This is a genomic window from Flavobacterium pectinovorum (genome assembly GCF_900142715.1).
GTDB classification, from domain to species: domain Bacteria; phylum Bacteroidota; class Bacteroidia; order Flavobacteriales; family Flavobacteriaceae; genus Flavobacterium; species Flavobacterium pectinovorum.
Genome location: NZ_FRBX01000001.1, coordinates 24,718 through 43,499 on the forward strand (window position 1 = coordinate 24,718; position 18,782 = coordinate 43,499).

At 33.9% G+C, this 18,782-nt stretch carries 12 protein-coding genes; 9 read left to right on the forward strand and 3 right to left on the reverse strand.

All coding sequences use genetic code 11. The features are described 5' to 3' along the window. The first annotated feature begins 3 nt into the window (after positions 1 to 3). From BUE22_RS00080 to BUE22_RS00110, 7 genes are all read left to right on the forward strand, one after another. Entirely contained in the window at positions 4 to 2,244 is a 2,241-nt protein-coding gene (locus BUE22_RS00080; RefSeq protein WP_073392725.1) for a GH92 family glycosyl hydrolase, read from the forward strand. Positions 2,245 to 2,256: 12 nt separating this feature from the next. After that, complete coding sequence (locus BUE22_RS00085) at positions 2,257 to 4,917, forward strand: glycoside hydrolase family 3 protein (RefSeq protein ID WP_073392728.1); 2,661 nt, start codon at positions 2,257 to 2,259, stop codon at positions 4,915 to 4,917. A gap of 255 nt (positions 4,918 to 5,172) precedes the next feature. After that, positions 5,173 to 8,280: a SusC/RagA family TonB-linked outer membrane protein gene (locus BUE22_RS00090; RefSeq protein WP_073394233.1), complete on the forward strand. Its 3,108-nt coding sequence runs from the start codon at positions 5,173 to 5,175 to the stop codon at positions 8,278 to 8,280. A gap of 26 nt (positions 8,281 to 8,306) precedes the next feature. After that, positions 8,307 to 9,908 (forward strand): SusD/RagB family nutrient-binding outer membrane lipoprotein, encoded by a 1,602-nt coding sequence (locus BUE22_RS00095; protein ID WP_073392731.1) that lies wholly within the window; start codon positions 8,307 to 8,309, stop codon positions 9,906 to 9,908. A gap of 194 nt (positions 9,909 to 10,102) precedes the next feature. Beyond that, positions 10,103 to 11,431, forward strand: coding sequence for a sugar MFS transporter (locus BUE22_RS00100; RefSeq protein WP_073392734.1), 1,329 nt, complete (start codon positions 10,103 to 10,105; stop codon positions 11,429 to 11,431). Positions 11,432 to 11,504: 73 nt separating this feature from the next. Further along, positions 11,505 to 12,551 (forward strand): sialidase family protein, encoded by a 1,047-nt coding sequence (locus BUE22_RS00105; RefSeq protein WP_073392738.1) that lies wholly within the window; start codon positions 11,505 to 11,507, stop codon positions 12,549 to 12,551. A 199-nt stretch (positions 12,552 to 12,750) separates the two neighbouring features. Further along, positions 12,751 to 13,734 carry a M20/M25/M40 family metallo-hydrolase gene (locus BUE22_RS00110; RefSeq protein ID WP_243396815.1) on the forward strand — a complete coding sequence of 328 codons (984 nt, stop codon included), beginning with the start codon at positions 12,751 to 12,753 and terminating at the stop codon, positions 13,732 to 13,734. A gap of 101 nt (positions 13,735 to 13,835) precedes the next feature. On the opposite strand, the gene BUE22_RS00115 is transcribed toward BUE22_RS00110, so the two are convergent. The 3 genes from BUE22_RS00115 to BUE22_RS00125 form a co-directional block, all read right to left on the reverse strand. Continuing rightward, entirely contained in the window at positions 13,836 to 14,285 is a 450-nt protein-coding gene (locus BUE22_RS00115) for a DUF1810 domain-containing protein (RefSeq protein ID WP_073392747.1), read from the reverse strand. A gap of 331 nt (positions 14,286 to 14,616) precedes the next feature. Then, complete coding sequence (locus BUE22_RS00120) at positions 14,617 to 15,981, reverse strand: DUF5458 family protein (RefSeq protein WP_042566699.1); 1,365 nt, start codon at positions 15,979 to 15,981, stop codon at positions 14,617 to 14,619. Between the two features lie 2 nt (positions 15,982 to 15,983). Next, a complete protein-coding gene (locus tag BUE22_RS00125) occupies positions 15,984 to 16,439 on the reverse strand; it encodes a hypothetical protein (RefSeq protein WP_042566698.1) in 456 nt (151 codons plus the stop codon). Between the two features lie 157 nt (positions 16,440 to 16,596). Between BUE22_RS00125 and BUE22_RS00130 the strand changes: the two genes are divergently transcribed. Beyond that, positions 16,597 to 17,016, forward strand: coding sequence for a GPW/gp25 family protein (locus tag BUE22_RS00130; protein ID WP_042566697.1), 420 nt, complete (start codon positions 16,597 to 16,599; stop codon positions 17,014 to 17,016). An 8-nt stretch (positions 17,017 to 17,024) separates the two neighbouring features. After that, the gene (locus BUE22_RS00135) at positions 17,025 to 18,782 is read left to right on the forward strand and encodes a hypothetical protein (protein WP_073392749.1); all 1,758 of its coding nucleotides are present in this window, start codon (positions 17,025 to 17,027) and stop codon (positions 18,780 to 18,782) included.

Here is an 18,782-nt window from a genome sequence, read left to right on the forward strand (position 1 = left end):
ATTATGTTTTTAAACAAAAGGATCACTATAAAAACAGCATGTATTTTTTACATGCTGTTTTTTAGCATCAGTATTTTTGCACAGCAGCCCGCTGATTTTGTAAATCCGTTTATTGGAACTTCTAATTACGGAGCCACTTTTCCGGGTCCAATTGCGCCAAGAGGAATGGCAAGTATTAGTCCGTTTAATGTTGCCGGAAAGCAAAATAAATTGGAGAAAGACAGTCAGTGGCTTTCGAATCCTTATGTAAATGAAAATACATTTTTAACAGGATTCAGTCAGGTTAATATAAGCGGTGTTGGCTGTCCGGAGTTGGGTGTTTTAATACTAATGCCAACAACGGGAGCTGTTGAAACCAATCATTTAAAATACGGTTCGGCCTATAGAAATGAAGTGGCAAAAGCTGCCTATTACAGTGTAGACATTGACAAATACAATGTAAAAGCCGAGTTTACGGCATCGAAAAGAGTTGGCGTAAGCAAATTTACTTTCCCGAAAGGGCAATCGAATATTTTATTGAATCTTGGTTTAGGTTTAACCAATGAAGAAGGTGCGATGGTAAAAGTTGTTTCTTCGACCGAAATTGAAGGAATGCGTTCTGTTGGTTCGTTTTGTTATAATAGTCCCGAAGATGCTTATCCGGTATATTTTGTGGCGAAGTTTTCTAAACCGGCAGATAAATTCGGCGTTTGGAAAAAGCCATCAAAATATGAAGGTACAGAAGCGCAATGGATGACCTACAACGGCAAAACCAGAATGATGGACAATACCATTAAAACGGTTGTTGGCGACAGTATTGGAACTTATTTTACCTATAAATTTAATAAACAGGAAACTGTTGAGGTAAAAATTGGAATTTCGTATGTGAGCATTGAAAATGCAAGAGAAAATTTAGAAAAAGAAACCGGAAACAAATCATTTGAAGCTGTTTATAAAGATACTTACAACGAATGGAACGAAGAACTTTCGAAGATTTTAGTTGAAGGCGGATCAGGAGACGATAAAACGATTTTTTATACCGCATTATATCACACTTTAATTCATCCCAATACTTTAAACGATTATAACGGAGAATATCCTGTAATAAAAAGAACCAAGATTGCTAAAACCGAAGATACTCGTTATACCACGTTTTCTTTGTGGGATACGTATCGAAACATGCATCCGTTAACGTCTTTAGTTTATCCTAAGCAACAATCTGATATGATAAAAAGCATGTTGGAAATGTATGATGAAAACGGCTGGCTGCCAAAATGGGAATTAAATTCGACAGAAACATTTACCATGGTAGGCGATCCCGCGAGTATCGTTATCGTTGATGCCTGCTTAAAGGGAATTCAGGATTTTGATATTTACAAAGCGTATTATGCGATGTTAAAAGGTGCAGATCAAATCGAAAATAATCCGTTGCGTCCGGGACTAAAAGAATATATTGAAAAAGGGTATTTGTCAACTAATTATCGTGGACCGGTTTCGACCACACAGGAATATAATACTTCAGATTATGCGATTTCACTTTTAGCGAAAGCTTTGGGTAAAAAAGATGATTATAACCGTTTTACGAAACGCTCATTATCCTACCGAAAATTATATGACAGCGATTTAAAATTACTTCGACCAAGAACGGCTAACGGAAAATGGTATGAACCTTTTGATCCTGTATCCGGGGCAAACTTTGAAGAAAATGTTGGTTTTATCGAAGGAAATGCGTGGCAATATGCTTTTATGGTGCCGCATGATATCAAAGGATTAATCAAATTAATGGGCGGTGAAAAAGAGTTTTCCGACCAATTGCAAAAAGTATTCGACATCAAACAATTTGATATGGCAAACGAGCCGGATATCGCCAATCCTTACTTGTTTAATTATGTAAAAGGAGACGAATGGAAAGCGCAGGAAATGGTAAAAAAACTGGTGAAGGAATATTTTCAAAATAAACCAAAAGGATTGCCTGGAAATGACGATACCGGAACAATGTCGGCTTGGTTGGTATATTCTATGATGGGAATTTATCCAATTTCTCCAGGAGATCCAATTTATACGATTACAACGCCAATGTTTGATAAAATAACCATCAAGTTAGATCCAAAATATTATAAAAAAGAAAATATTGTAATTGAAAAAGAAATCAATACTGATGGAAAAATCAATTCAATTGAATTAAACGGAAAAACACTAAATAGCTTTTTCATTTCTCATGAAGATTTTGTGAATGGAAAAACACTAAAAGTGATTCAAAATTAAAAACACACAACTATGTTACAATTAAGAATTAAAAAAACAGCCATTATCCTCGTAATGGCTGTAGGTTTTTTTAACCAGAGCCATGCGCAGAAAAAATACCCTTACCAAGATTCACAATTACCTGTTGAAGACAGGGTAAAAGACTTGTTAAGTAGAATGAGTTTGGAGGAAAAAGCCCGTCAAATGGATATGTACAGAGGTGAACTTTTTAAAGAAAAAGAAGATTTTTCTAAATCAAAATCAGATGCTAAAATTGGAAAATTAGGAATTGGAGCCATTCATGATCTTTATCCGCGTTCGGCAAAAATGATCAATGATCTTCAAAGTGAAGTAATTAAAAATAACAAATGGGGAATTCCGGCACTTATTATGTGCGAGATGCTCCACGGATATCTGGATGACGGAAGTACGGCTTTCCCAATGAACATAGGTTTGGGTGCGACCTGGGACACAAGTGTTATGGACAAAGTAGGTAAAGTAATTGCCATGGAAGCCAGAGCACACGGAGTTCATTTTGGTTTAGGTCCGAATTTAGATTTAGGTCGCGAACCAAGATGGGGAAGGGTTGCAGAAACTTTTGGTGAAGATGCTTATTTAAACAGCGAGATTGGCTTGGCTATGATTAAGGGAATGCAGGGCGATGATTTAAGATCAGATCGTACTATAATTTCAGAACCAAAACACTTTGCTGTTCACGGAATTCCGCAAGCGGGGGGAAATTCATCTCCAATTTTAGTGGGAGAACGTTCGGCTCGTGAAGATCATCTTCCATCATTTGAAAAGGCATTTAGAAAAGGCGGCGCTTTAGGAACCATGTGTGCATATTCTGAATTAGACGGAATTCCTTGTGCTGCAAATCATTGGTTGTTGACGGATGTTTTAAGAAAAGAATGGGGTTTTAAAGGAATTGTAGTTTCAGATTTAGGCGCGATTAAATACCTTCAAACGACACATTATGTAACGAACTCTCCAAAAGAAAGTATTAGAGAAGCGGTTGCTGCAGGAGTTGACATGCAATTTTATGATTTTACAAATGAATTTTGGCAACAAAGCATCATAGAATTGGTAGGCGAAAAGAAACTGACAATGGAGCAAATTGACCGTGCTGCCGGCGGTGTTTTAAGGCTGAAATTTTTATTGGGATTATTCGAAAACCCATACACAGATAAAAACTTAATTAAAGAGCGTTTTCATACAAAAGAAAATCAGGAAGCTGCTTTAGAAGCGGGTCGAAAATCTATTATCTTATTGAAAAATGATAATAATATTTTGCCTTTAAGCAAAGATATTAAGACAGTTGCCGTGATCGGACCAAATGCCGATGCATCGAGATTAGGGGGATATGCTGTAAAAAACAAAGTAGGAACTACGGTTCTTGAAGGCATTAAGCAAGTTGCTGGTGCAAAAACAAATGTGCTTTATGAAGAAGGTGTTTCTTTAATTGTAAAAGGACAAATTATTCCGTCGAAATTTTTATTTACTCCTGATGGTTCTCAAAACGGATTAAAAGGAGAATATTTCAACAATAGAAATGTAGAAGGAAATCCGGTATTAACGCGTATTGATAGTCAATTGGAATTTGACTGGCCTTGGTCTCCTGGCGATGGTGTTACAGATGATGATTTCTCTATTCGCTGGACAGGTTATATTCAATCAGAAAAGTCATTTGACGGCTGGTTAGGCTTAAGTTCAGATGATGGAATCAGAATGTGGGTTGATGATCAATTGGTAATCGACAACTGGACAAAAGGTGCTACAAGTATGGTGACAACGCCAAAAAATATTGAAGCAGGTAAAAAATACAAAGTCCGCATAGAAATGTGGGAAGGCGGTTGGGGAGCGAGAGCACACTTGCGTTGGAATCTGGAAAAAGTAAACTTTCAGCCGGCGATCGATATTGCTAAAAAAGCAGATGTTGCGATTGTGGTTTTAGGAGAATCAAATGAATTGGTTGAAGAAAACAGAGACGTAGCGAGTTTAGACTTACACGGGATGCAGCAGGAATTGATCGAAGCGATTCAAAAAACAGGAACTCCTGTAGTTTGTGTGTTGTTAAACGGTCGACCACTTTCAACAAATTGGATTAGCGAAAATATTCCGGCACTTGTCGAAGCCTGGTTTCCGGGTGAAGCAGGAGGAAGAGCTGTGGCCGATGTTTTATTTGGAGATTATAATCCGGGAGGAAGATTACCAATTACAGTTCCAAAATCAGTTGGGCAGCTACCTATATATTATAACCAAAAACCATCTGCAATTCACAGATATGTTTCTGAAAGCGAAAATCCATTATACACGTTTGGTTACGGTTTAAGTTATACCAAGTTTGAATATTCAAATTTTGCTATCAACACGAAAGAAATTAAAGCCGATGGTGAATTGAAAGTAAGTGTAGATGTTAAAAATACAGGAAATTATGATGGAGATGAAGTCGTACAATTATATATTAAGGATGTATATAGTAGTGTAACGACTCCAAGAAAAACATTAAAAGGTTTCAAAAGGTTGTTTATTAAAAAAGGCGAAACCAAAAAAGTAGAATTTACATTAACGGTTGATGAATTATCTATCTGGAACAGAGAAATGAAGCGTGTCGTAGAGCCTGGTGACTTTGAAGTTATGGTAGGCGGGAATTCTACAGATTTGCAAAAGTTAAATTTTAAGGTTGTGGAATAGTATTTTCGACGAAGGGGAAAGTAAAATACGTAGTGTTTTAAGTGTTTTATTTCGAATTCCTTTAAGAAACTGATAAAACGTAAAGATTAATAATATGTAACCCCTGAAAACGTAAGGATTTTAATAGTAAAATCAGGGGTTTTAAACAAAAGTTTGTCGAACACCTTTTCAAAGATGTCATTTGTCGAAATAATGATTTAGTTAACAAACGGGATCCTTAAATTTAACATGTTATTAACTCAAAAAACAACCTATATGATTAAAGACGTACTAAAATTATTGTTGTTGGTGTGCTTGTTTGGATTTCAAAATCTTCATGCACAAACTTCAACAGTAAAGGGAATGATAACAGATGCTTCTAGCGGAATTCCGATCCCTGGAGCAAATGTTGTCGTTAAAGGAACGAAAACTAGTGTATCAACAGATTTTGATGGTAAATTTAGTATCAATGTTCCCAATCAATCAGCAGTTTTAGTTTTCTCTTATGTTGGTTCTGCCTCAAAAGAGATTCCTGTTTCAGGACAAACTACTATCAATGTAACTTTAGGTGCAGATACGCATCAGTTAGGCGAAGTAGTAGTAACTGCTCTTGGTATTAAAAGAGAGAAAAAAGCGGTTACTTATTCTGCTCAGAACATTGATGTAGCTGAGGTATCTCAAGCTAGGTCTTTAAACGTTGCCAACTCACTTTCTGGTAAGGTAGCAGGACTTAACTATTCTACGACTTCAAATGGTGTAGGAAGTTCATCAAGAATTACTTTAAGAGGTAACAGGTCTCTTAATGGTAATAACCAACCATTATATGTAGTAGATGGTGTGCCAATTAGTAACGGAACTACAACTGGTAATCCTGATATTGATACAGGAGGAACTACACAGCCAGACGGTATTTCAAACATTAACCCTGAAGACATTGCTTCGATGACAGTTCTTAAAGGACCATCTGCTGCAGCACTTTACGGAAACAGAGCGAGTAATGGTGTTATCATTATTACTACTAAGTCTGGTAAAGCTGGTAAAACTTCAGTTTCGTTGTCATCTAATTTTATGGCTTCTACAGCTTACAATTTGACAAATTTCCAAAACGAGTACGGTCAGGGAGATGGAGGAGTTTATAACCCTATTTCTGTATCAAGCTGGGGAGGAAAATTAGACGGAAGACAAGTTGCGGCATGGCAGTTGCAACGTAATCCGAATTATGCAGGTCCTGCAACTACAGATTACAGCCCACAGCCAAACAATGTTATTGATTTTTATAAAACAGGTTATAATTTAGCAAATACATTATCTATCACTACCGGAAATGAAAAAGCACAAGGGTATTTCTCTTATACAAATACGCGTGCAGAAGGTATCGTTCAGGGTAATGCTTTAGACAGACACAACCTTAACTTAAGATTGACTAGTAAATTATCTGATAAATTTTCTTTGGATGTAAAAACAAACTACATCGTTCAAAACATTGATAATTTATTAAGAACAGGTGAGGAGTCTATTGGTACTTCAGCTTATTTATTGCCTCGTAGTATTAAATTTAATGAATACAGAGATTTTGAATATACTGATGCTGCAGGTCAATTGCAACAAAATTACTTTATTGATGAAGCAGGTTCTCCAGGAGGAAATCCTTATTGGTCTGCATTACGTGACGATTCACGCGATGACAGAAGAAACAGATTCATTGGTCTTGCATCTCTTAAATACGATATTACAAATACGTTAAGTTTACAGGTAAGAACTGGTTTAGATCAAATGACTAACAAAACAATTAGAAACAGATATGCAACCAGAGCATTTAACAACAACTTAGGTTCATATAGTGAATTCTATGAAACAGTAAGTGAATTTAATACGGATGCATTACTTTCTTATAAAGAGAAATTTGGAGATTTCACAATTGGTCTTAATGCTGGTGCCAACATGTTGAAACAGTCTAGTTCTTCTTTAACATCTGGAGGAGTTTTAAGCAAAAGAAACTATTTTTCTTTGATCAATGTTGCGACAGTTACATCAACTTCAGCAATGTCAGAAAAACAAGTTAACTCTGTTTACGGATTCTCTCAAATTGGTTTCAGAAACTACTTATTCTTAGACATCACAGCTAGAAATGATTGGTCTTCTGCTTTACCTTCTCAAAACAGATCTTTCTTTTATCCATCAGCAGGTCTTTCAGCTGTAATCTCTGATATGGCTACTTTGCCGGAAGTAATCAGTTTTGCAAAAGTAAGAGCTTCTTACGCAAAAGTGGGTAATGATACAGATCCTTATCAAACAAGTTCTCAATTATCATATATTGGTGGTAATGGTGGTATGTTGTATTCTCAAACTACAGCTGCAAATCCTAATTTAAAACCAGAGATGTCAAGTTCTTCTGAGTTTGGTGCAGATGTTAGATTCTTTAAAAATCGTTTAGGATTGGATTTTACCTATTTCCAAACAAAAACATCAGATCAGATTTTCTACATTAACACTCCTGAGTCTTCTTCAAAATCAAGAGCTGTATTAAACGGTGGAGATATCGAAAACAAAGGTATCGAGCTTACACTTACTGCAACTCCTATTCAAACAGAGAATTTCTCTTGGGATGTTATGGCAAATTATGCTTCTTATAAATCTAAAATTACTTCTATCTATGATAACAGAGAGGAATTGGTTATTGGTGAAGGAAGATTGGTTAGAAGTAAAGTTGTGAAAGGTGGAGAGTACGGAGATTTATACATCAAAGGATTCCAAAGAACTCCAGATGGTCAAATGATTGTAAATGCTGCAGGTATACCTTTAGCAACTGATGATTTTAGTGTTCGTGCCGGTAACTTTAACCCGGACTGGACTGCAGGATTAAAAAATAATTTCAAATACAAAGATTTTTCACTAAGTTTCCTTGTTGATTTCAGAATTGGTGGAGAAGTGATTTCTTATACACAAGCAAGACAAGCTGGTTTAGGTGTAAGTGATATTACTTTGGCAGGAAGAGAAGGCGGAATTGTTGTTGATGGTGTTGTAGGAACGACTACTGGTGGTGTAACTACTTATGCTCCAAATACAACAAGTATTACAGCAGAACAATATTGGACAGCAATCGGGCAAAGAACTCCGGTAGCAGAACCTTTTATTTATGATGCTACAAACATTAGATTAAGAGAACTTGTTTTTGGATATTCTCTTCCAAAACGTATGTTACAAAACACTGGTTTCGCAAGTATTGACTTCTCAGTAGTTGGAAGAAACTTATTTTTCTTCTTGAATGAAGCAAAATACTTTGACCCAGAAGCTGGAGCAGGTACAGGAAATTTACAAGGTATTGAATCTTTTAACATTCCTTCAACAAGAGAGTACGGTGTTAATGTAAGGTTTGGATTTTAATTTTAATTTAAAAAAAGAGAGATAATATGAAAAATTATAAAATTAAAACAATAGGAGTTGTCGTGTCGATGCTCGCTGTTTTTTCAAGCTGTACTAAGGATTTTGATGAAATAAATACGAACAAAAATACCTTAACAGAAGATCAGTTAGATCAAACTCTTGCAGGTCCTGCGTTTGCGTCAGCATTATATGCAGGGATACACAACGGTTCTTATTCATCTCCAGGAGTTGATGATCAGGGAACCTGGGGTATTGCAACAGGTATTTTACCATCAACGTTTACACAATATCTTAGTTGTGGATATGGTACAGAAAGAAATGCTTTCGTAAATGGTTATGAAGGACGTGGATGGTTAAGATTTTACACAGTTGCTGTACCAGCTTTGAACAATGCTATTAAAGCATCTGAAGGAAATGCAGAAGCTCTTGCTGTATTGAAAATATGGAAAGTATTCATGTACAATCAAATGGTAGACGCTTATGGTCCAATTCCTTACACAGAAGCAGGAAATAATAAAGAAAAAGTACCTTATGATAGTGTAGATTTTATTTACGGAGATTTTTTCAAATTGTTAGACGAAGCAAATGCTACACTTAATAGTACTTCTGTAACTACAGTGGCAGCACTTCAGCCAAATGACAGAGTGTATTCAGGAAATGTTGCAAACTGGAAAAGATTTGGTAACAGTATGAGATTACGTTTAGCCTTAAGAATTTCTGATGTAGATCCTGCAAAAGCAAAAACTCAGGCAGAAGCTGCAGTAGCTGCGGGTGTTATAGAAAATAATGAGGAAAGTGCTACTTTTAAAGTTAGTAATATTACACCAAACAACATGAATATGATTGTTAATGCATGGGGGTATTATATGACTGCATCTATGGAAAGTTTACTTGTAGGATATGGTGATCCTAGACTTGCTAAATGGTTCGCACCAGCTAATCCTACAGCTGCACCTGCAGCTCAATTTTATAGAGGTCGACCAGTTGGAGGTTTACAAGGTCAGTTTGGAACAACAACTTTCTCTATGTTTAATAATGACGTATTAGGAAGCGGTTCTAACGGAACTTTAAGCGAAACTAAAAATATTGAAATCTTCATGGCTTCTGAAAATTATTTAAGCAGAGCTGAAGGTGCATTGAATGGATGGAATATGAATGGTAGTGCACAATTTTTGTACGAGCAGGGGATTTCATTATCATTGAGACAATGGGGAATTACAGATCCAACTGCAATTGCTAATTATATTGCAGGAACATCTACACCATCTATACCATCTGCTGCAGCTCTTTACCCAACTATAGGGTTAGAAACAGTTCCGGTAACACTTCCTGTTGCATGGGATGCTTCTGAAGCAAACCAACGTACACAAATTGCAGTTCAAAAATATTTAGCAATATTCCCTGAATCTTGGGAAGCATGGGCTGACTTACGTAGAAGTGATGCAAAAGTAATCTACCCACCTATTAACACAGATAATGTTGAAGCAGGTGTTGGAAAAAGTTTAATGAAACGTGTAATCTTTGTTACAAACGAATACTCTTCAAACAGAGATGCCGTTACAGATGCTATCACAAAACTTGGAGGTCCTGACTCAGGTGGTACAAGACTTTGGTGGGACATCAAATAAATAAATAAAGTAAAGATAAAGAGGTTCGTTACTTTAAAGATAAAAGGAGAGGTAACTCTCCTTTTGTTTTATACGACTATTTCTAAAATAGCCAAAAACAAAACAATGAAAACAGAATAATAAAAAAGGTTATCTCAATTTTAATGTGAGTCAATAAAAATGAAGAAAGAAGATAACCAGCAAAAAATAAAATTATGGCTAATACCAATAAACCATCCTCATCTAACCAAACCACATTAATACCAATACTAATTATTGCCGGACTATTTTTCATTTTTGGATTTGTAACCTGGATTAATGGCGCATTAATCCCGTTTATGAAAACAATAAACGAATTAACATCTGCGCAATCACTTTTAGTGGCATCTGCCTCTTATATTTCGTTTGTGGTGATGGCTTTGCCGGCCTCTTATATTTTAAATAAAATTGGCTATAAAAAAGGGATGTCACTCGGATTGTTTATTATAGGATTAGGTGCTTTAATTTTTATACCAGCAGCTGAAGCGAGAACATATTGGATGTTTTTGATGGGTATTTTTATTCAGGGTACAGGAATGACACTATTACAAACGGCATCAAACCCTTATATCACTATTTTGGGGCCAATTGATAGTGCTGCAAAACGCATTTCTATTATGGGTATTTGCAATAAAATAGCGGGTGCACTGGGATCTTTAATTTTTGGAGCAATCTTATTATCAGGAATTGATGAAATCCAACAAAAATTGAGTGTTGTAAACGCTACAGAAAAAGCACAATTATTAGATACGATGGCTGATAGTGTAGTAGCACCATATTTAATAATGGCTATTATTTTATTTGTTTTGGGAGTTTTAATTCTAAAAGCCCCCTTGCCAGATGTTGAAGCTGCACCAATTGAAGAATCAAAAGAAGGCGAAACAACAAAAACAAGTATTTTCCAGTTTCCGCATTTATGGCTGGGCGTATTAACCTTGTTCATGTACGTTGGCGTTGAGGTTATTGCTGGAGATACTATTATTGCTTATGGTATTTCGTTAGGTTTTCCTGCAGCAGATGCTAAGTTCTTTACAACGTTCACTTTAATGGCAATGGTAGGTACTTATATTTTGGGTGTATTTTTAATTCCGAAATTTATTACTCAGGCTTTGGCTTTAAGAATAAGTGCTATTTTAGGCATCATATTTTGTTTTTGCATTGTTTTCACTACAGGTTTTGTTTCCATACTTTTTGTGGCAGCATTAGGAATTGCAAATGCACTTGTTTGGCCTGCAATATGGCCATTAACATTAAAAGGTTTGGGAAAGTTTACCAAAACAGCTTCGGCATTGTTGATTATGGCAATTTCCGGAGGAGCAGTTATTCCGCCTTTATATGGAAAAATTGTAGATTTAACCAAAGCCGATATGGTTTCGTTTGGAATCAATGATACTTTTGCAACAGCTCAAGCAGCTACAGAAGGATATTGGATTTTGTTGCCATGTTATATCATTATTTTATACTATGCTGTTTGGGGACATAAATTAGGCCTGAGCAAAAAATAATCCCCGCCATTAAATTGAAAAGTGAGATTTGAAATTACCATTCAAATTTCACTTTAAAAACTTTTACAATACAATGATTTCAAAATTTTATTCAATACTACTATTCGTTTTGATAAGTATTACGTGTACTTCTCAAAAACAGAACCCACAAGCTTATAATATTAGAAATACTTTTATAACAGAAAAACCAATTACTACAAACAGTCACGCTGCAACTTTGGTCGAAATAAAACCAAATGAAATCATGGCGGCTTGGTTTGGCGGAAGTTACGAAGGTGCAAAAGACGTTGGAATTTATTTCTCAAACTATAAAAACAAAACCTGGTCTGCACCGCAAAACTTGATTAAACCTTTAATAAAGGAAAAAGACACTCTGGCTTGTTGGAATCCGGTTTTATTTAAAGCCAAAAGTAAAACCTTATACTTGTTTTATAAAGTCGGTAAAAATCCAAGAGAATGGTTTGGCGCTATGATTACTTCTAAAGATGATGGAACGACATGGAGCAATCCCGAATATTTACCAGAAGGTATTTTAGGTCCGATAAAAAACAAACCGATTGAAGCAACGCCGGGAGTTATTTTATGCGGAAGCAGTACAGAAAGCGTAGAAAAAAACGAATGGAGAAGCCACGTAGAAACCTACACGGAAGCAACCGGAAAGTGGGAGAAAATAAACATCGAAAACAAACAGAATTTCGATATTATTCAGCCAACGTTTTTGGTACATTCTGATAAAAAACTACAGATGTTGTTTAGAAGTAAACACAATAAACTAATTACAAGCTGGTCTGAAGATAGCGGTCAAAGTTGGAGTCAAACAGATAGTATAAATGTTGTGAATTCAAATTCAGGAATTGATGCTTTAAGTTTATCTAAAAAGTCTTTCCTGGTAGTTAATAACCCACTAAAACAAGGAAAAGACTGGTTCAACGGACGAAATGTATTAGATGTTGAACATTCAAAAGACGGAATTCATTGGCAAAAACTTTTCGACCTTGAATATCAACCCGAAGGAGAATTTAGTTATCCGGCTATTATCCAGACTTCAGATAAAAAAGTACATGTTTTGTATACGTATAATCGAAAATACATTAAACATGTAAGTTTTGATGTGAATTAGATAAATAGCATAACTCGTTGCTATAATTTGTTTTAACACATAGAAACATAGATTTATATTGAAATGAGTAAAAAAGAATATAAAAAGAAACTAGTTTCCCACACATAGTCCCAAAGAAACTATGTTTGTTAATGCAAGTGAAACGCCTTTTTTTAAGCTACGAATACTATGTCTCTATGTGTTAAATTAATAAACGCTTATGATGAAACTTTTTAAAAATTCAAAATTTAAGACCGTATTACTACTTACATTATTTGCCAATATTGCAATTAATGCTCAAAATGGAATCAATCCTAAAACATTTTACAAACACGATAAATATCTTTCGTCAGATAAAATGCAAGGTCGTTTTCCTGGAACAAAAGGCAATAATGATGCAGCAGCTTATATCGAAAAATATTTTAAGAAATTCGGATTAAAAAACTTTAACGATAGTTATTACCAATCTTTCAGTCTTTTTGTAAAAGAAGGTTTGAATAAAGTAAAATCAGACAGCGTTAAAACCCAAAACGTTGTCGGTTATATCGAAGGATCTGATGAAAATCTAAAAAACGAATTTATCGTAATTGGAGCACACTACGATCATTGGGGTTGGGGCGGACAAGCATCCGGAAGTAAAAAGAAAGACGTTGTAGCGATTCACAACGGAGCAGATGATAATGCGTCCGGAGTTTCGGCTTTGTTGTGTATATTAGAAGAATTATCTAAAGCGAAAATCAAACCAAAACGAAGCATCATTTTTATTTCCTTTAGCGGAGAAGAAGAAGGTTTATTAGGCTCTAAATATTTCGTTTCGCATTTACCAGTCGAAAAAACCGCCGTAAAAGTAATGCTTAATATGGATATGGTGGGAAGATTAAATGCAGAAAAACAAATCTACATGGGTGGCGCCGGAACTTTCCCCGACGGAGTAGAACTAATGAAAAAACTAGGCGAAAACAGCGGACTCAATCCCGTAATTCACGCCGGAGAAGTTGGAGGATCTGATCATGTTTCGTTTTACAAATCGGAAATATCCGTAATAGGTTTCCATACCGGAGGGCATCCGCAATATCATACTCCAGAAGATGATGTTGATTTAATTAACATTGATGGTGGAGCATTGGTGACTAAATATATTTATAATACTTTGACTTCAATTGCTAATTATCAGCAAAAGCTCTATTTTATAAATCAAGATTAGGAGTTAAAAGACTTATTGATAGAAATAGGAAATAAACTAAAAGACATTATAAATAATGAATTGATAAAGTGTACATTTTTTGTGCACTTTTTTTATTCTAATTATGCCACAGCCAGCTTAATATTAGAATTAATTAATGACAAAGTTTGTGAATCTAACTGACCAGAAAAAAATGTATCTAAAACTTCCTTAAATACTGGGTCAGCATTTTCAACTTGTGAAAAAAGGCTCATGGATGAACGTAGTTTACGAGCATCCAAATCTCCCAAAATAGACTCAATAGATTTTCTTTTAAAAGTCAGTAAAAGTTTTGAAATTTCTATAAGATGTTTTGCTAATACGGGATGCTGCAAAAATTCGCCAGCTTCCTTAAGATCATTTATAGCATAATAGTTTGCAATACTGCTAGTACCAAGTCCTTTTATTTGTGGAAAGATAAACCACATCCAATGAGTTTGTTTTTTGCCTTTTTTGATTTCTGAAAGTGCAGTAAGATAAAGTTTATTTTGTGCATCTAAAAATCGCATTAAGTCAGTATCTAAGTAAACCATTTGTATTGAATTTTAAAAGGATTCATAAAAGTTTTGAGCGTTCCTATGCTTGATTAAATAAAGTCTAATTTAATTTTTATTAATCAATTTAACAACATGTCAAATGTAAATGCTGAATTCAATTTATTGTTTATATAATTTTAGTCACTTGTTATATAATAACAACTTTATAAGACTATCTTAACTTAATTAGTTGGTTTCTATCTTAAAATTTGACAACAATAGAAGAAAATTCGTGTTGGAATTATAAGAATAATTTTATATTAAAAAACCCCAAAAAGCTTTAAAAAACTTTTTGGGGTCAAAATAAATTTGATAGGTAAACGTATGTTTAAACCTGTTTGTAGTCACTATGCCAAACAGCTTCTTCTGGACCATCTCCTTTATGTCCATCTAATTGAATTACAAAGCTTTTAGCTGGAAAATATGGTGTGATATGGATGTCTAATAAAATTCTGTCCTTTTGAGTTTTATCTTGTTCAATTTTCATCACTGTAAATTTTTCAATAAGATTAGTTGGACCTTTAATTCCATCTAAAAACTTAATGATTTGGCTTCTTAAATCAGCTTCTGTTCTTGTTGTCCAGTTTTCAAAAGCTCTTCTGTTTAAAAAGTCGAAAAGTACTTTTGTAATGTGATCAAATACTCTTACTACAGAGTAAGTTTGTAAGCCTAAGTTGTCTCCGTTAAATAATGTTTTAGCAGAGAAAGCCATAATTTTACTATACTCATTTACCATTGGTACAAGACCCATTTTTTCAAGCTCTGAAATTTCGCTCTTTTTCAAATCAAAACGAACACTTTCTACTTCGTTTAGACCTCCAAATTTTTTACCCGCAACAACCTGAGACATTAGCGTTTTGTAGATTTTACCTGCTAAAGAAGTGGATGGCGGTACATATAAATTATCTTCCTCTCCAACTTCATCATATTTACTTCTTCCCAGTAAATAGTTACAAGTCATGATTGTGTTAGATTTAAATACATCACCACCTGTATGATTTGCATTAAAGAAAATATCTATAACGTCATCTGGAGTCTCAAGATCTTGAAAATCAGTTAATAATACCGTTTTGTTTTCGTGTGCTATTTTAGACCATTTATCTAAAACAGCATTAGAACCTAAATAACCGGGTACTGAAAGAATGGAGTAGTTTTTTCTCAAATCTAGTCTGTCAAAATTTTGTTTTAATTCGTTTGAAACATAATCAATAAACAAAGTATTATCTAAATCTTTTAATTGAGATATATCTGCATTTACGATAGTTACATTTTTAATTTTATCGCTTTCAGCATTTTTATAGAATAAAGCGACACTGCGGTAAGATGTTTCCAGTTCTCTTGAAACATTTAATGCGTATTTTAAATTCCTGTTTAATGTTGAATCTGCAGATGTAGCTTTTGCATTTGCTACTTCAATCATAGATTCAACAGAATCGTTGCCTTTTAATAAATCCAACCATAACTCAAGTCTATTGGTTAGAGTTGTTCTCTCATTTTCCCATTGTGCATCATTAAGAAAAATATTTTTTCTCGCTTTTCTCGTAGGGTTTAAGTTTGACAATCCGTCGATTACATTTTCTAAAAAGGCAAAACCGCCATATTCATTTAATAAATTTATTTTGCTACCTTGTTCCTGTAGCAATTGTTCGGTTGAAGAACCATGACTTTTTTGTTCTTTAGTTTGAGTTGCCATATTTATAGTTTATTGTTGTTAATTTCATTCTTAGCGTTTTCAAGTAATTCAATTATAGCCTCTTTAACAGCAGGGTCCTGAATAGCTTTAATTAATCCTCTGTTACTGGATAGTTGACGCACAATTTTATAAGCTTGTTCTTTTTCAGTATTTAATTTATTTAAAAAAGGACTATTCTCCTTAATTGATTTTGCTCCAAAATCTCCTAAGTTTTGAAATACCATAGATTCATTTAAATCCGAACCTTCTTCAGTAGTAAATTCAAAATCTACACTTGGTTTGTACTTTTCAAACACAGCTTCTACTGTCTGCAAATCATACACAGCTTCGGGTCCCACCGGTTGCTCATTTGTAAGTTTTTGAATTAGTAATGTTCTGTTTGAAGGAATTTCTAAAATTGATTCATTGGCATCAACCTTCACTTCATTGCCACCAATACCATAATTGAACATGCTCATAATTTTATAAGATTTTTAGTTAATTTTGTAAAACTAATAAAAAAAAACTTCTAAATAATATTGATTTGTAAGTATTTTATTTGGATTTTTGTCGTACTATGTTAAAAAATTAGAAACACCATAATTTTTGTTAAAAAACAACTTAATATTTTTTAAGATGAAATATCTGAAATACCCCGTTAATTTTAAGTCTTTGCTTAAAGGTTCACAGGAGAATTTTTGTAAGATTGACGAGTCGATTGCGTACAATATTATGATGATAATTACAACTTCTTTTGGTGAGATTCCAGAGACACCAAGCTATGGCACGATTATTTGGGATTTAGAATTTAATCAACATATTAAAAAAAGAGACTGGGAAGATTTGGTCAGAAAATCATTATATGATTCAATTCAGGCTTTCGAAAAAAGACTAATTCTAAGTGAAGTTTCGATTTCTTTAGATGAAATTAATGATAAAGAATTAGGTTCAAGTATTAGAAGAAAAGCGAATATAGTCGTAAAAGGTTCGATCATAGAAAGTTTAATTCCATTTAATTTTCACACAAAGTTGAATATTAGCCCAATTTCGCAATAAAATAAAATATGAAAGACGTTAAGTTTATCGAAATAAAGAACAGGATACAAAAAAAATGCCTGGAAATTTGGGGAATTGAAGATATCAATATGGCAGATCCTTTGGTGATGATGTTATTAGATGTTTTTGTTCATGAACTTTATTATTTGTATCAGGAAGGAGTAGAATCTGATAATAAAATTATCGAACGAATTGCCCAGGAGATCGTACCAAGTCAGTGGAATTTGCCAATGCCGGCTCATACTTTGGCAAGTACAACGGCTACCAAAGGTATTGTTATACTAAATAATGATACTGAATTTGTTGTAAAATCTGGAATGGTCACCAATGTTGATTATGATATCTATTTTACACCTTTTACAAATGAAAATATTGTAGAAGGAGAGATTAGTTTTCAAATGTATGACTCATTTTTAATAGATTCTTCAAAAACGGTACAGCATTTATCTGCACAAAATAAGGTTTTAGATCATCGTATTTGGGTTGGATTAGATGTTTCGAAAGAAAATCTGGAAAAACTTAATTCATTGAAATTTACTTTTATAACAGAAAACTCATCATTAGATAACTTTTTACAATTTATAAAAGTAAAAGATTCTTTGGGGAATAATATTGAAATCGAAAATGAAACTTTTGAGGAAGTTCAGGATAATAAACATTATGCCGAAAATATAAAATCATTCTATAAAAATTCTATTTACAAAGTAAAGCTTAACGTAGAAAACCTGATCTACGAATCGATATTAAACAGATTTGAAATAGACAAAGAAGAGCTAAAAACCAGCAAAAAAGACACAGGATTGATTTGGTTAGAATTTATATTTCCTGAAATTTTTACTAAAACAGAATTCGATAAAATTCAAATAAAAATAAATACGTTTCCAATTGTCAATAGAAAGTTAAACAACAGAGTACATAATGCTCAGATCGAAGGGCGTCTTTTCCCGATGAAAGCAGAAAGGAATACCCATTTTCTTGATGTAATGAAAATTTTTAACGAAAAAAACATTGAATTTACAAATGGTATAAAACAAGCTAATTCGCTTACCTCAAATACATTTACTATTTTTTATGGCGGATTAGAAAATTATGATTCGCGTAATGCAAAATTTTTTCTTAAAAAGTTAGCAAGGGCATTACGAGAAGATATTGGTTCTTTTTCTAATATAAATGCAGATTATATTGATGCCACGATGACCAGAATCAACGAAGAACTTAATTCGATCGAAAGCAAAATTAATAGCAGTTACAGTCAGGTTAACGAGGAGGAAGTATATGCCTTAATTCATGAAACGGACAAATCTAAAATTCTTTATTACTCGTATTGGACTTCGAATGGACAAGTGGCCAATAATTTAAAAAAAGGCACTGTTTTAAAGCAAACCTCTATATCCGAATTAGCTCAGGATTCTACCATTTTTGAAACAAGTTCAATCGGAGGGATTTACAGGAATAATAAGGTCGAGAAACTAATTAATTTGCGTTACGGGTTTTTGTCAAAAGAGCGCTTAGTAACCAAACAAGATATAAAATCAGCGGTGCACTATCATTTAAGAAATATTACTAAAGATGTTTTAATTACAGATGGAGTAGGGATAAGCAGCAATAGAAAACAAGGAGTATACAGAACCATTGATATCAAAGTTGTTTTACAGGAAAAATATGCTTTGCAGATAGAAAACAAGAAAAAAATAGAGATGTTTTTAAAAGAAACTTTAGAAAAACAATCGGTTATGAACATTCCGTTTCAAATTACAATTAATTAA

Excerpts from the sequence above, each read along its gene's own strand:
- BUE22_RS00080 (WP_073392725.1), top strand. The coding sequence starts at position 4 with ATGTTTTTAAACAAAAGGATCACTATAAAAACAGCATGTATTTTTTAC.
- BUE22_RS00085 (WP_073392728.1), top strand. The coding sequence starts at position 2,257 with ATGTTACAATTAAGAATTAAAAAAACAGCCATTATCCTCGTAATGGCT.
- BUE22_RS00090 (WP_073394233.1), top strand. The coding sequence starts at position 5,173 with ATGATTAAAGACGTACTAAAATTATTGTTGTTGGTGTGCTTGTTTGGA.
- BUE22_RS00095 (WP_073392731.1), top strand. The coding sequence starts at position 8,307 with ATGAAAAATTATAAAATTAAAACAATAGGAGTTGTCGTGTCGATGCTC.
- BUE22_RS00100 (WP_073392734.1), top strand. The coding sequence starts at position 10,103 with ATGGCTAATACCAATAAACCATCCTCATCTAACCAAACCACATTAATA.
- BUE22_RS00105 (WP_073392738.1), top strand. The coding sequence starts at position 11,505 with ATGATTTCAAAATTTTATTCAATACTACTATTCGTTTTGATAAGTATT.
- BUE22_RS00110 (WP_243396815.1), top strand. The coding sequence starts at position 12,751 with ATGATGAAACTTTTTAAAAATTCAAAATTTAAGACCGTATTACTACTT.
- BUE22_RS00115 (WP_073392747.1), bottom strand. The coding sequence starts at position 14,285 with ATGGTTTACTTAGATACTGACTTAATGCGATTTTTAGATGCACAAAAT.
- BUE22_RS00120 (WP_042566699.1), bottom strand. The coding sequence starts at position 15,981 with ATGGCAACTCAAACTAAAGAACAAAAAAGTCATGGTTCTTCAACCGAA.
- BUE22_RS00125 (WP_042566698.1), bottom strand. The coding sequence starts at position 16,439 with ATGAGCATGTTCAATTATGGTATTGGTGGCAATGAAGTGAAGGTTGAT.
- BUE22_RS00130 (WP_042566697.1), top strand. The coding sequence starts at position 16,597 with ATGAAATATCTGAAATACCCCGTTAATTTTAAGTCTTTGCTTAAAGGT.
- BUE22_RS00135 (WP_073392749.1), top strand. The coding sequence starts at position 17,025 with ATGAAAGACGTTAAGTTTATCGAAATAAAGAACAGGATACAAAAAAAA.